This window comes from Bradyrhizobium sp. NDS-1 (genome assembly GCF_032918005.1).
GTDB lineage: Bacteria > Pseudomonadota > Alphaproteobacteria > Rhizobiales > Xanthobacteraceae > Bradyrhizobium > Bradyrhizobium tunisiense.
Genome location: NZ_CP136628.1, coordinates 2,662,150 through 2,674,621 on the forward strand (window position 1 = coordinate 2,662,150; position 12,472 = coordinate 2,674,621).

Consider the following 12,472-nt stretch of genomic DNA (forward strand, 5'->3'; position numbering starts at 1 on the left):
GCGACGTTAACCCATTGCCTGTGTTTCGAGTGGAGTTTGGGCGATGAAGGCGATTGTCATCGGTGGCGGTATCGGTGGTCTCACCACGGCATTGATGCTGCGCTCGCGCGGCCTGGATTGTGAGATCTTCGAGCAGGCCGACACGATTCGCGAGCTCGGCGTCGGAATCAACACGCTGCCGCACGCCATGCGCGAGCTCGCAGGTCTCGGCCTGTTGCAGAAGCTCGACGACGTCGCGATCCGCACCGATCAGCTCTATTATCTCAACCGCCACGGCCAGGAGGTCTGGCGAGAAGCCCGCGGCATCGACGCCGGCCACGACGTGCCGCAATTCTCGATCCATCGCGGCCGCCTCCAGGGCGTCATCCATCGCGCGGTCGAGGAGCGGCTCGGGCAGGGGGCGATCCACACCGGCTGCCGGCTTGGTGCGTTCACACAGGATGAGGGCGGCGTCACCGCCTATTTCTTCGATCGTGCGGGCGCCCATGTCCACACCGCGCGCGGCGATATCCTGATCGGTGCCGACGGTATCCATTCCCGTGTCCGCGAAACGTTGTTCCCGAACGAGGGCCCGCCGTGCTGGAACGGCCTGATGCTATGGCGCGGTGCGCGCGACTGGCCGCTGTTCCTCACCGGCAAGTCGATGATCGTGGCCGGCGGCCTCAATGCCAAGGTGGTGATCTACCCGATCGCGGAAGGATCGAGCCCGGCGAGCCGCCTGACCAATTGGGCCGTGCTGGTGAAGGTCGGCGAGGGCAATGTGCCGCCGCCGCGGAAGGAAGACTGGTCGCGGCCGGGTCGCCGCGAAGAGCTGATGCCCCACGTCGCGCGCTTCTCCGTGCCCTATGTCGACATCAGGAGCCTGATCTCGGCGACGCCCGAATTCTACGAATATCCGACCTGTGACCGCGATCCCTTGCCGTACTGGTCGTCCGGACGTGTCACGCTGCTCGGCGATGCCGCGCACCCCATGTATCCGGTCGGCTCCAATGGGGCATCACAGGCGATTCTCGATGCGCGCTGCCTCGCGGACTCGCTGGTGCGTGCCGAGCATCCGCGCCAGGCGCTGCTCGAGTATGAGAAAAAGCGTCTGCCCATGACGGCCGATATCGTCCGCTCCAACCGGCGCGGCGGCCCCGAGGGCGTCATCGACGCCGTCGAGCAGCTCGCGCCAGATGGATTCGACAATGTCGACAATGTCCTGAGCTATTCCCAGCGCGAAGCCATCGTGCGCGGCTATGCCACCAAGGCGGGCTTCGCCGCAGTGCCGGGACTTGCCGCGGTCCGCGCCTAAGACGCGCGGCTAGCTGCCGGGCGGCGGCGGCAGGAAGTGGATGTTGAACTCAGCCGCCATCGCTACCACGTCCTCCGGCTTCTGTTCCTTCATGTTGTGAAGTCCCCAGAACAGGTCGAACAGCTTGCGGCTTGGCGAGACCCAGAACAGCACTTTTGCAGTCTGTTCCGACTTGTTGAAGATGCCGTGCGGCACGCCCATGCCGAGGCGGATGAGGTCGCCGGCGGTCGCCTGCGACTCCGAATTGCCGAGCATGAAGTCGAGCTTGCCCTCCAGCATGTAGAGATATTCATCCTGGTCGGGGTGAATGTGCGGCGGCACGAACGTGCCCGGCGGCAAGGTCGCATGCCAGGAGAAGCTGTGTTCGGCATAGCTCTTCGGCACATAGGTCTGACCGAGGATGTTCCAGGAAATGCCCTGGATGCCCTCATTGGCCCGAGTGATGCCGGTGATTTCGCTGCTCATTGAAGTCCTCCCATAATCCGCCGCGGCTTAGTTCGCCGCCTTGCAGTCCTTGGCGTAGCGATCGCCGTAATTCTCGAAGACCTTCTGGACGATCTCGGTCTGGAACTTGCCGTCCGGCCGCTTGGCAACCTTGGTCAGGTAGAAATCCTGGATCGGATAACCGTTGGTGTTGAACTTGAAGGCGCCGCGCAGAGAGGTGAAGTCGGCCTTCTTCAGCGCGGCCCGGACGGCGTCCTTGTTCGAGAGGTCGCCCTTCACGGCCTTGACCGCACTGTCGATCAGCATCGCGGCGTCATACGCCTGGAAGGCGTAGGTTCCAGGCACGACGTTGTAGGCGGCCTCGTAGGAGGCGACGAACTTCTTGTTCTGGGGATTGTCGAGATTGGGCGCCCAGTTGGCGCCGCCGAACATGCCGACGGCCGCGTCCTGCTGTGCCGGCAGGGTCGATTCATCCACCGTGAAGGCCGAGAGCACCGGAATGCTGTCGGCGAGCCCGGCCTGCCGGTATTGCTTGACGAGATTGACGCCGAGGCCGCCCGGCATGAACGTGAACAGGGCATCGGGCTTCTGCGAGGAGATCTTGGACAGCTCCGGCTGGAAGTCCAGGGTGTTCAGCGGCATGTAGGATTCCTCGACGATCTCGCCCTTGTAGTCGAGCTTGAAGCCCGCCACCGAATCCTTGCCGGCCTGATAGTTCGGCACCATCAGGTACATGCGCTTGTAGCCGCGATCCTGCGCGACCTTGCCGAGGATCTCGTGAACCTGATCGTTCTGATAGGACGTGACATAGAAGAACGGATTGCAGTCCTTGCCGGCGAACGTCGACGGACCGGCATTGGGGCTGATCAGGAAGGTTTTCGATTCCGTCACGGGCCGGTGGATCGCCTGCAGGATGTTGGAGAAGATCGGGCCGATCACGAAGTCGACCTTGTCGCGCTCCAGGAGGCCCTTGACCTTGGTCACTCCCGCGTCCGGCTTGAGTTCATCGTCGACCACGACAACCTCGACATCGCGGCCGCCCATCTTGCTGCCGAGATCCTTCACCGCAAGCGCAAAGCCGTCGCGAACTTGTTGGCCCAGTGCAGCCGCAGGCCCCGACAGGGTCACGATCACGCCCAGCTTGATCTTCTCCTGTGCGAGGGCAGGGGTCATCGCGGTGCCAAGCAGCGCGGCGGCTGCGGCCAAGGTCATCTGCATCTTCATGATCTGTCCCTCGTGACTATCGGCGAGCGTTGCAGGCCGTACTCTAATCCAAGCTTATGCTGATGATGGCTGCCGCGGCAAGCAAGCTCAAGGCGCCGCCATCAGGGCAGGCAGTGCGCATGCAAGTGGCGCGCCAATTGTTTGAAGCTTAAAGAAACTCATCTGCGGTCGATTGTTGTAGCTTTGGACTTGCGGCCGGCTTCAATTTACTTGAAGCTCAAAATGTTGGGGAATCCGTGCTGGCGCCAATGCCCGCCGAGAGTGACTGCACCGGGATGCTCGATTCCGAGACCAAGGCTGTCGAAACGCCGGAAGACCATGCCGACGAGTTGCGGCTGTGGTTGCGTCTGCTGACCTGCACGACCCTGATCGAGGGCGAGGTGCGTGGCCGGCTGCGGCAGCGGTTCGACGTCACGCTGCCCCGTTTCGATCTGATGGCGCAGCTCGACAAGGCCCCTGACGGCATGACGTTGTCCGATGTCTCCAAGCGCATGATGGTGTCCAACGGCAACGTCACGGGTCTCGTCGAGCGCCTTGTGGAATCCGGCCATCTCGATCGTCGGACCTCGGAGACCGACCGCCGCGTCCAGGTGATCCGCCTCACGAAGCTCGGCCGTGCCGAGTTCCGCAGGATGGCTGCGGAGCACGAGACCTGGATCGCCGATCTCTTCGCCGATCTGTCGCCGAAGGATGTGCGCGAATTGATGCGGCTTCTCGCCAAGACCAAGGCGTCGGCGCAGAAATCGGCCGCGCGCCGCCGGCCGTAAGCGGGGGCCGGTGGGCCGCCAATCCCTTTTGCCGCAGGAAAAAGCACCGGATGCCCAAAATCCGCTATTGCGCCAAATTGCTTTAAGCCTAAAATGTTTTCCAGATCGTGCTGCCGGGTGCAATCCATGCTGAAAGGAGCGTGCGATGGCCAACGCCGCCAAGGTTCAAGTAACGGGCTCGCATGACGGCAACGCCGCGACGGCCCATGTCGATACGTTTGCGCAGCAGCATCTGCCGGCGCGCGAGCTCTGGCCCGAGTTCATCTTCACGCGAGCGGAGCTGAACTATCCACCGCGATTGAATTGCGTCAGCTATTTCCTCGACCGCTGGGTCGAGCAGGGACTTGGCGATGCGCCTTGCGTCATCAGCCCCGCCGTCAGCTACACCTATCGCGAGCTGCAAGCCCTGGTGAACCGCATCGCCAACGTGCTGGTCGGCAAGCTCGGCCTTGTCCCCGGCGGTCGCGTGCTGCTGCGCTCTGCCAACAACCCCATGATGGTCGCGACCTATCTCGCGGTGATCAAGGCGGGCGGCATTGTGGTGGCGACGATGCCGCTGCTGCGCGCCAAGGAGCTGTCCTATCCGATCCAGAAGGCGGAGATTGCGCTGGCGCTATGCGACGGAAAGCTCTCCGAAGAGATGGAGAAGGCGAAAGCCGCCGCAATCGGTCTCAAGCAGGTGGTCTATTGGGGGAGCGGTCCGGGCACCACGCTCGAGGCGCTGATCGCCGATGCGAGCCCGGAGTTCAGGGCGGTCGATACCGCGTCCGACGACATCTGCCTGATCGCTTTCACGTCGGGCACGACAGGCGATCCCAAGGGCACCATGCATTTCCACCGTGACATGCTCGCGGTCTGCGACGGTTATGCGCGCAATATCTTGCGGGCCGAGCAGAAGGATCGCTTCGTCGGCTCGGCGCCGCTCGCATTCACGTTCGGCTTCGGCGGCGTGCTGTTTCCGATGCATATCGGCGCTTCGTTCGTCGTGCTCGAGAAGACGACGCCGGACGACATGCTGGCGGCGATCGAGCAGTACAAGACCACGGTTTGCTTCACTGCGCCGACCGCATACCGGGCGATGATCGCCAAGCTTCCGGGCCGCGACATCTCCTCGCTTCGCAAATGTGTTTCCGCAGGCGAGACCCTGCCCAAGCCGACCTTCGACGCCTGGCTCAAGGCCACCGGCATCAAGTTGATGGACGGCATCGGCTCAACCGAGCTACTGCACATCTTCATCAGCGCGACCGAGGACGAGATCCGTCCCGGCGCTACGGGAAAGCCCGTTCCGGGCTATGAAGCCAAGATCGTCGATGATGAGGGCCGTGACGTTCCGCCGGGAACCATGGGAAAGCTCGCGGTGCGCGGGCCGACCGGCTGCCGCTATCTCGCCGACGAGCGCCAGCGCAAATACGTCCAGAACGGCTGGAATATCACCGGCGACACCTACCTGATGGATAGCGATGGCTATTTCTGGTACCAGTCGCGCTCCGACGACATGATCGTGTCTGCCGGCTACAATATCGCCGGCACGGATGTCGAGGCGGCGCTTCTCACGCATCCGGCGGTCGCCGAGTGCGGTGTGGTCGGCGCCCCGGACGAGGCGCGCGGCATGATCGTGAAGGCCTATGTTATCGCCGCGCCCGGTGTGACGCCGGACGCCGCGCTGGTGACCGAGTTGCAGGAGCATGTCAAACGCGAGATCGCGCCCTACAAATATCCGCGCGCCATCGAGTTCGTGACGCAACTCCCGAAAACCGAGACCGGAAAATTGAAGCGCTTTGCCCTGCGGCAACTGGCGCAGGCCGCTGTGTCGTCTTCGGGTGTCGCGGCGGAATGAGAGGGATGGAGAATTGTCCGTGACGACGCCGAAAGGCCCGCAACTGGCGGCGCTACCGACCGCAGCCGAGAATGACGCCCGTCCGCGGGTGCAGGTGCTCCAGCCGTCGGGGTGGCCGATGCCGAAGGGCTATGCCAACGGCATGGCCGCCGAGGGGCGCATCGTCGTTAGCGGCGGCGTGATTGGCTGGGATGCCGATGAGCGCCTCGCCGATGGCTTCGTCGCGCAGGTGCATCAGACCTTGGGCAATATTGCCGCGATCCTTGCCGAGGCCGGAGCCCGGCCCGAGCATCTCGTGCGCCTGACCTGGTACGTCGTCGACATGGACGAGTACCTAGCCAATCTGAAGGAGCTGGGCAGAGTCTACCGCGACATCTTCGGCGCGCACTATCCTGCGATGGCGCTGGTGCAGGTCGTTCGGCTTGTGGAGAAGGCGGCGCGCGTCGAAATTGAGGCCACCGCCGTCATCCCTCGCTGAACTCTGCTGCGATCAGCTTCGCCTTGATCAGCTCGCCTTCGATCAGCTCGCCTTGGCGAGTTCGTTGTCTTCGGGCGAGTTCAGATAAACGCCCGAAATGGTGTCGACCCAGCAGAGATGGTCGTGCACCTTCTTCACGCCAGGGACATTCTCCGCCGCGACGACGGCTGCCTGCCGAGCGCGTTCCTCGGTGATAACGCCGCTGAGGTGAACGATGCCGTTGCGGACGATGACGTTCAGCCCGAATGGGCACCAATCCTTCTTCTCCATGGTATCCATGATACGGCTGCGAATGTGGTCGTCGTCCGCCGTCGGATCCGGCACCTCGCGTGCGAGCTCCGCCACCGCCTGAAGCAGATTGGCGCGAGAGACAATCCCGACAACCTTGTCGCCGCGCACTACCGGAAGCCGCTTGACGTTGTTCCGCTCCATGAGCTCGACGATCTCCGCAAGCGCCGTATCCTCGGTGATGGTCACGACCGATTCTGTCATCACCTCCGAGACTTTGCGGCCGTGCTCGTGGACGAAGTCGCTGGCCGATTTGTCCGGGCCGAGGATGAACCTCAGCCAGCGACCGCGCTTGCGCCCGGTGCCGATTTCGCTGCGGCGGATGAAATCTCCCTCGGAGACGACGCCGACCAGCTTGCCGGCATCGTCGACCACCGTGAGACCGCTGACGTGCCGTTTCAGCATGATATTTGCCGCCTCGACGATGCTGGTGTCGGGGGTAACCGAGATGACCGACCGGGTCATGATCTGGTGGGCGCGCATGGACAACTCCGCTGGCTTGTCGAATTTCGATGCGCGAAAACTAGCTGGAGCATCCGGGCGCGGTTTGACGCAGGTCAATCGGACGAAGCCCGCCCATCCTGATTAAGCAACTGCGACAAGCGCCCGGATTTGATGCAGCTCAACCCCGATGCGAAGCGGGGCCATATCCTGTGGAATTAGAACAGAGCCGACAGGAAGCATTCAGCTATGAGCGTCGTCCAGATATTTCCCCGGACCGAAGAAACGGCGGCGCAGGCTCTCTCCGTCGATCCCGCCGCGGGTCGCGCAGTCTCGACCGTGAGCCCCGAAAAGCTTGCAGGAATGGCGGCCGCCGCCGATCCTCTGTCTGCGTCAGAACCATACCCTCTCGACCGTGCGTTCCATGCGATGCTGGCGCGGGTCACCGGCGGAATTTCGCCGCTTGCCCTGTCGCTCGCCTGGCTCGATTGGGGGGCGCATCTCGCTGCGGCGCCACAACGTCAGATGGAGATTTTCCGCAACGCTGTGCGCGACACCGGCAGGCTCGTGGAAGCGGTCGCGCACACGGCGTCACCGGGACAGAAGCCGTGGTCGGTGATCCAGCCGCAGGGCCGGGATCGCCGCTTCAGTGGACCGCAATGGGAGGTCCCACCGTTCAATCTGCTGGCTCAGGCATTTCTGCTCGGAGAGCACTGGTGGCGCGATGCCGCGATCGGCGTGCGAGGCGTCTCGCACACCAACGAAGCCATCGTGGAGTTCTCGATGCGGCAGATGCTCGACATGCTGGCGCCGTCGAATTTCGCGGCGGCCAATCCGAAGGTGCTGGAGAAGGCGTTCCAGAGTGGCGGCGAAAATTTCGTCTTCGGATGGCAGAATTGGTGCAGCGACCTGATGCGCCTGCTCTCCAACGCGAGGTTGGCGGATGACGCGCAGTTTGTGGTCGGCAAGACGGTGGCCGCGTCGCCCGGCAAGGTCGTCTACCGCAACGAACTGATCGAGCTGATTCAGTACTCTCCGACCACCGCGCAGGTCCGACCCGAGCCGATCCTGATCGTGCCGGCCTGGATCATGAAATACTACATCCTCGATCTTTCGCCGCAGAACTCGCTGGTCGGATATCTGACCGGTCAAGGTTTCACCGTGTTTGCGATCTCTTGGCGCAATCCGGATGCGAGGGATCGTGATCTCGCCTTCGACGATTATCGCAGGCTGGGCGTCATGGCGGCGCTGGACTTGATCGGCCTGGTCATGCCGGGGCGGAAGATCCATGCGCTCGGCTATTGTCTGGGCGGCACATTGCTGTCGATCGCCGCCGCTGCAATGGAGCGTGACGGCGATAACCGCCTCGGTACCGTCACTCTCCTTGCCGCCCAGACTGACTTCACCGAGGCGGGAGAGCTGACGCTCTTCATCAACGAGAGCCAAGTCGCTTTTCTCGAAGACATGATGTGGCAGCATGGCTATCTCGACACGACGCAGATGGCCGGCGCCTTCCAGCTGCTGCGCTCCAACGAGTTGATCTGGTCGCGTCTGTCACACGACTATCTGATGGGCGAGGGCGCGCGACCGAGCGATCTGATGGCATGGAACGCGGACGCAACGCGGCTGCCCTATCGCATGCACTCGGAATATCTACGAAAACTGTTCCTCGACAACGATCTCGCCGGGGGGCGATATCAGGTCGGAGGCAGGAGCATTTCGCTCTCCGATATTCACGCTCCGATGTTCGTGGTCGGCACGCTCGCCGATCACGTGGCGCCATGGCGATCCGTCTACAAGATCCACTATCAGGTCGATGCAGACGTGACGTTCCTGTTGACCAGCGGCGGTCACAATGCCGGTGTGGTTGCGCCTCCCGAGGAGCCCGGCCATAGCTATCAGGTGCTGACCAAAGCCGCTGATGCGCCCTATGTCGGCGCGGAGGAATGGCTGAAGCTGGCCCCGCACGTTGAAGGGTCGTGGTGGCCGGAATGGGCCAAATGGCTGGCGGCGCGGTCCGGCGCGCCCTGCGATCCACCGCAGATCGGGCTTGGAGATGCGCTCGGCCTCCCGGATGCGCCGGGAGACTACGTTCACACCTAGACCTCCGGCTCGGAGCTCGGCGCGAGCTCCGAGGAGCGGAAGGGCTTGGTCTTGTTCAGTTTCCGATAGGCCGCCGACGCCGTCCGCAACAGCTTCTTTTCCCGCTTGCGATTGAGGAAGCGATTGCTCGCATCGAGGCCGGCGCCGTTCAACGACGCCGCCAGCGTTTGTCCCCGCGCATCGTCGTTCAATTGTCCGAGCGATCGTTGCGCCTTGCGCAACTTCTTGAGGATGGACTTCTGTTTCGTCAGCGATTCTCCGGCGAACAGGTCCTGGAGCGACTCGATCGAATAGGTCATCCGCTTGTTGAGAAGGCGTAGTTTGTGGCGTTTTTCGACGTCGAGCTTGCGGAGCTTTCGCGCTTTCTTGAGCAGCGTCGTTTCCCATTCGGTCAGCCGCTCCGTCGCCTGGTCAGCGAGCGTGCAACGGCGCAATCGGATGGCTTCCTTGCTGCGCCGGGTCGACCAGGGGCCTCTCTCGATCCAGGTCGAGGTCTGCTCGACAAGGCGGCGATAGCGCGCGGATTGCAGCGCGCGCGCCAGCTGGCGGTGGCTCTCGGCGCGCTTTTCGTCCCAGTGCTGAAGCTCGGCGATCACGGCAAGCTCGTCGCCACTCTCAGCGACGACCCGCTCGATCGCCACGTCGAGGTCCCGCACCATGCCGAGCTGGCCGTTGAGCCATTTCAGTTCGGCCCAGACATTCGGGCGCACAGCGTCGTCGACCATCGGGGAGAAGAAGCGGATGGCGGTGCGCAGGTGTGTCAACGCGATTCGGATCTGGTGCAGCGCGTCGGGATCGCCGCGGCAGGTGCCGTCATGCTGAGCGAGGACGGCGTCGAGGTGACGGCGCGCGATGATCCGGAAGGCGGTGTCGCAGGCCATGCCGGGGCTGAGGCGCGCGGGCAGGGCATTGCGCCGCGTCGCCGGCTTGGCATGCTTGGCCGCCGTCGAGCTCTTGGTGGGTCGCGACATCCTTGCCCGCGTCAATCAGCTTGCCCTATTGCCCCTCAGCGATCGCGTCCCGACAGCTCTGGAGCGTTTGCTCCTGTGTCCCGGATGCATCGATGGTCGCCCAGCCAACATGGCCGATACTATATTGCTCCTGCAGCGCGGCAACCTCTTCCGTGGCGTCGGATGCGTCTCCCCGGCGGCTTCCGATCCGCATCTGCCGGGTCGCGAGATCGGCAACGAGGAACAGGCCGTTCAGCGGCACGTTGCGGTCGCGTGCCAGCGCGGCGATCGCGTCCCGTTCGTCCTCGCGGGCGAACACGCCGTCGATGATCGCCGAATGGCCTTGCGCCAGCACCCTCCGGGCGCGCTGAGCCAGCGTATCGTAGACGCGCGCCGCGTGTTCCGGCGTGTAAGCGGAGGGCGGAAGGCGGTGCGTATCCTCGACCCCGAACATCTGCTTGCGAACGAGGTCGCTGCGCAGCACGACGGCCCCGGGGGACGGCGCGACGACGGGTGCGAGCGCTTGCGCCAGAACCGTCTTGCCGGTGCCCGACAGGCCGCCGACCGCAATCAGGCGCGGTGCGGCGGGATGGATCAGCGCCCCCGCGAGGTCAAAATAGCGTCTTGCCTCGCCAAGGATGCCGGGGTCATCGGGATGCGCGGGCTTCAGCCGCGCCAGGGCCACTTGTGCGCGGATCGCTGCCCGGACGGACATGAAAAGCGGCAGGGCCGAGAGCGCATCGAGATTGTCGGCCGGCGTCGCTGCGAGATAGCGGTTCAGGACGATGTTGGCCGCACCTGGCTGATCGTGGTGCAGCAGGTCCATCAGCGTGAATGCGAGATCGTAGAGCACGTCGACGGTTGCCATCTGCGCATCGAATTCGATGGCGTCGAACAGCACGGGCCCGTCCTCGATCAGAACGATGTTTGCGAGATGCAGATCGCCATGGCAGCGGCGCACGAAGCCCTTCCGGCCGCGCTCCTCGAGCAGGGGACGAACGCGCAGAAATGCCTCGTGCGAGGCCTGGCCGAGCTTTTCGATGTCCCCCGCGTCGAAATGGCCGCCGGCTCGCAGGCCGTGACTGTTGCCGTCGATCAGGGCCGGGATGGAGGAGATCCATGCCTCGCTCCCGGCGCGGGCCGCCGCGGCGTGCGAATCTACGATCGCGTCAGCAGCGGCCGAGGCAAGAGCGGCATCCAGCGGGCCAGCCCTTGCCAGATGATCCAGCGTGCGGTTTTCGTCGAAGCGCGACATGTCGACCGCATACTCGACCGGACGGCCGGGGCCGTCGACCTTGAACGATCCGTCCGGCTCCTCGGTGATCGCGACGACGCGATGGTATATCTGCGGCGCCAGCGGCCGGTTGATCCGGATCTCCTCTTCGCAGGCTGCCTTCCGCTTCTCGAGCGTCGAATAATCGAGGAACGGAAACTGCACGGCGCGCTTGATCTTCAGCGCACGCCTGCCGTCGAGAAGGACCGAAGCCGCATGCGTGTCGATCCGCTTGACGTTCGGATGCTCAGCGGAATTGGTGAGCGCCACGAAGATCCGGTCCTGGGTCGCAGAATCGTCTGTCATGTCTGGCACATCCAGATGCGTCGGGAGGCGGTCCGCCCGACGATCAAATCCCTACGAGCGGATCGCGGCCAGTCCTTGACGTCGATCAACGCCCGCCGCGAACCACCGGACCGAGTTCCCTTGGCTTGACGAGGATCAAGCGTCTCGATGAAAGCCGGCTTATTGTGGCGGGCCAAGGAGAATCCGATGCCCATCAAGGATGTCTTTCTGCCGCTTGTCGGTCAGCCGCGCGGGCCATCCTTGGCTGCGATAGAGAAGTGCGTGGCCGTCGCCGCCGACCTCGGCGCCAGGATCACCGCGCTGGCGCTTGAGGAAGAGGTTTACGAGCGGCCAAAGGTGATGCTGCCCTACGATCGCGAGGCCGTCGAGGCCGGCAGTTCGCGCGAGGCGAGCGACGCGCAGCGGCTCCTGAACGCATTCACCAATGCGGCGTCCTGCGCCAATATTCGCGCCCAGAGCCGAACGGGCAAGGCGCCGGCGGACCAGATTCCGGCGATCCTGGCGGAACACGCCCGTTTCAGCGATCTCACACTGGTTCCGGTGAAGCCGCACGACAGTCGAACGGAGACCATTGTCGAAACCTTCCTGTTCGAATCCGGCCGACCGCTTCTGCTCTGTCCGGAACATCACGCGGACGAACTTCGGCCGGAATTCGAGAACGTCATGATCGCCTGGGATCACTCCGCACGTGCGGCGCGGGCGGTCGGCGATGCACTGCCGCTCCTGCAGGTGGCCGCCTCGGTCCGCGTGGTGACGGTTACGGATGACAAGACCGAAGCGGTCGTGCAATCCGGAGCCGCTCTCGTCGATCATCTGAGGGAACACGGCGTCCACGCCTCCTTCGAAACGGCTAGAGGCAGCGGCAGGTCGATCGGCAAGATCTTGGGAAACTGGGCGAATTCCCATGGAATGGATGCGATCGTGATGGGCGCCTATCATCATTCGCGCTTGAACGAGATCGTGTGGGGCGGTGTGACAAAGACCGTCATTGGCCAGCCACCATGCTGGGTTATGATCTCACACTAGGCTCGTTATTCTCCAGCCTGATCGTCAACCATCGAACCGTC

At 63.6% G+C, this 12,472-nt stretch carries 11 protein-coding genes; 6 read left to right on the top strand and 5 right to left on the bottom strand.

The window, feature by feature from the left end; translation table 11 throughout:
• The first annotated feature begins 43 nt into the window (after nt 1-43).
• On the top strand, nt 44-1,294 hold the full coding sequence (locus RX330_RS12415; protein ID WP_317243201.1) for a flavin-dependent oxidoreductase: 1,251 nt from the start codon (nt 44-46) through the stop codon (nt 1,292-1,294).
• 9 nt (nt 1,295-1,303) lie between these two features.
• Here RX330_RS12415 and RX330_RS12420 read toward each other — a convergent pair whose 3' ends face one another.
• On the bottom strand, nt 1,304-1,759 hold the full coding sequence (locus RX330_RS12420; RefSeq protein WP_212090913.1) for a cupin domain-containing protein: 456 nt from the start codon (nt 1,757-1,759) through the stop codon (nt 1,304-1,306).
• 27 nt (nt 1,760-1,786) lie between these two features.
• Entirely contained in the window at nt 1,787-2,962 is a 1,176-nt protein-coding gene (locus RX330_RS12425) for an ABC transporter substrate-binding protein (RefSeq protein WP_317243202.1), read from the bottom strand.
• 248 nt (nt 2,963-3,210) lie between these two features.
• Between RX330_RS12425 and RX330_RS12430 the strand changes: the two genes are divergently transcribed.
• The 3 genes from RX330_RS12430 to RX330_RS12440 all read left to right on the top strand — a co-directional run bounded on the left by RX330_RS12430 (nt 3,211) and on the right by RX330_RS12440 (nt 6,044).
• Nucleotides 3,211-3,729 carry a MarR family winged helix-turn-helix transcriptional regulator gene (locus RX330_RS12430; protein ID WP_317243203.1) on the top strand — a complete coding sequence of 173 codons (519 nt, stop codon included), beginning with the start codon at nt 3,211-3,213 and terminating at the stop codon, nt 3,727-3,729.
• A gap of 145 nt (nt 3,730-3,874) precedes the next feature.
• Nucleotides 3,875-5,566, top strand: coding sequence for a benzoate-CoA ligase family protein (locus RX330_RS12435; protein ID WP_317243204.1), 1,692 nt, complete (start codon nt 3,875-3,877; stop codon nt 5,564-5,566).
• A 19-nt stretch (nt 5,567-5,585) separates the two neighbouring features.
• A complete protein-coding gene (locus RX330_RS12440) occupies nt 5,586-6,044 on the top strand; it encodes a RidA family protein (protein ID WP_375848855.1) in 459 nt (152 codons plus the stop codon).
• 42 nt (nt 6,045-6,086) lie between these two features.
• Here RX330_RS12440 and RX330_RS12445 read toward each other — a convergent pair whose 3' ends face one another.
• On the bottom strand, nt 6,087-6,815 hold the full coding sequence (locus RX330_RS12445; RefSeq protein WP_212090927.1) for a CBS domain-containing protein: 729 nt from the start codon (nt 6,813-6,815) through the stop codon (nt 6,087-6,089).
• A gap of 207 nt (nt 6,816-7,022) precedes the next feature.
• Between RX330_RS12445 and RX330_RS12450 the strand changes: the two genes are divergently transcribed.
• Nucleotides 7,023-8,876 carry a PHA/PHB synthase family protein gene (locus RX330_RS12450; RefSeq protein WP_317243205.1) on the top strand — a complete coding sequence of 618 codons (1,854 nt, stop codon included), beginning with the start codon at nt 7,023-7,025 and terminating at the stop codon, nt 8,874-8,876.
• Here RX330_RS12450 and RX330_RS12455 read toward each other — a convergent pair.
• Both RX330_RS12455 and RX330_RS12460 read right to left on the bottom strand, forming a co-directional pair.
• Nucleotides 8,873-9,847, bottom strand: coding sequence for a CHAD domain-containing protein (locus tag RX330_RS12455; protein ID WP_317243206.1), 975 nt, complete (start codon nt 9,845-9,847; stop codon nt 8,873-8,875). The two genes, RX330_RS12450 and RX330_RS12455, sit on opposite strands and share 4 nt — an antisense overlap.
• Before the next feature lie 25 nt (nt 9,848-9,872).
• Nucleotides 9,873-11,405 (bottom strand): AAA family ATPase, encoded by a 1,533-nt coding sequence (locus tag RX330_RS12460; RefSeq protein ID WP_317243207.1) that lies wholly within the window; start codon nt 11,403-11,405, stop codon nt 9,873-9,875.
• 186 nt (nt 11,406-11,591) lie between these two features.
• Between RX330_RS12460 and RX330_RS12465 the strand changes: the two genes are divergently transcribed.
• Nucleotides 11,592-12,431: a universal stress protein gene (locus tag RX330_RS12465; RefSeq protein ID WP_317243208.1), complete on the top strand. Its 840-nt coding sequence runs from the start codon at nt 11,592-11,594 to the stop codon at nt 12,429-12,431.
• The last annotated feature ends 41 nt before the right edge of the window (nt 12,432-12,472 follow it).

Excerpts from the sequence above, each read along its gene's own strand:
- RX330_RS12415 (WP_317243201.1), top strand. The coding sequence starts at position 44 with ATGAAGGCGATTGTCATCGGTGGCGGTATCGGTGGTCTCACCACGGCA.
- RX330_RS12420 (WP_212090913.1), bottom strand. The coding sequence starts at position 1,759 with ATGAGCAGCGAAATCACCGGCATCACTCGGGCCAATGAGGGCATCCAG.
- RX330_RS12425 (WP_317243202.1), bottom strand. The coding sequence starts at position 2,962 with ATGAAGATGCAGATGACCTTGGCCGCAGCCGCCGCGCTGCTTGGCACC.
- RX330_RS12430 (WP_317243203.1), top strand. The coding sequence starts at position 3,211 with ATGCCCGCCGAGAGTGACTGCACCGGGATGCTCGATTCCGAGACCAAG.
- RX330_RS12435 (WP_317243204.1), top strand. The coding sequence starts at position 3,875 with ATGGCCAACGCCGCCAAGGTTCAAGTAACGGGCTCGCATGACGGCAAC.
- RX330_RS12445 (WP_212090927.1), bottom strand. The coding sequence starts at position 6,815 with ATGCGCGCCCACCAGATCATGACCCGGTCGGTCATCTCGGTTACCCCC.
- RX330_RS12450 (WP_317243205.1), top strand. The coding sequence starts at position 7,023 with ATGAGCGTCGTCCAGATATTTCCCCGGACCGAAGAAACGGCGGCGCAG.
- RX330_RS12455 (WP_317243206.1), bottom strand. The coding sequence starts at position 9,847 with ATGTCGCGACCCACCAAGAGCTCGACGGCGGCCAAGCATGCCAAGCCG.
- RX330_RS12460 (WP_317243207.1), bottom strand. The coding sequence starts at position 11,405 with ATGACAGACGATTCTGCGACCCAGGACCGGATCTTCGTGGCGCTCACC.
- RX330_RS12465 (WP_317243208.1), top strand. The coding sequence starts at position 11,592 with ATGCCCATCAAGGATGTCTTTCTGCCGCTTGTCGGTCAGCCGCGCGGG.